At 39.5% G+C, this 612-nt stretch carries 1 protein-coding gene; it reads right to left on the bottom strand.

The features are described from left to right. On the bottom strand, positions 1–612 hold a 612-nt coding region (locus tag RM519_RS13960), incomplete at both ends, for a hypothetical protein (RefSeq protein WP_311594442.1).

Here is a 612-nt window from a genome sequence, read left to right as displayed (position 1 = left end):
TCACCAGTATTTGTTCCAGAAGTATTTGCAATAATAGCGGCTTGCCCGGGAGTAATTCCTGTTTTAGCCGTATTTAGGGCAATTGCAGCATCTTGTGCAGTTTGTTCAGTTTCAATAACCCCAATTGCTGTGTCAAGGACTATAATATCAGCTTCATTACCGCTAATATTTCCTGCATTTGTAGCGATACCAGAAATATCTTGATCACCAGTATTTGTTCCAGAAGTATTTGCAATAATAGCGGCTTGTCCAGGAGTAATTCCTGTTTTAGCCGTATTTAGAGCAATGGCAGCATCTTGCGTAGTTTGCTCAGTTTCAATAACGCCAATTGCAGTGTCAAGGACTATAATATCAGCTTCATTACCACTAATATTTCCTGCATTTGTAGCGATACCAGAAATATCTTGGTCACCAGTGTTTGTTCCAGAAGTATTCGCAATAATAGCTGCTTGTCCAGGAGTAATTCCTGTTTTAGCCGTATTTAGGGCAATTGCAGCATCTTGCGCAGTTTGTTCAGTTTCAATAACGCCAATTGCAGTGTCAAGGACTATAATATCAGCTTCATTACCACTAATATTTCCTGCATTTGTAGCGATACCAGAAATATCTTGG

This window comes from Urechidicola vernalis, assembly GCF_031846385.1.
GTDB classification, from domain to species: domain Bacteria; phylum Bacteroidota; class Bacteroidia; order Flavobacteriales; family Flavobacteriaceae; genus Urechidicola; species Urechidicola vernalis.
The sequence above is the reverse complement of the archived record's forward strand: the minus strand, read 5'-3'. Positions and strand labels throughout refer to the sequence as shown.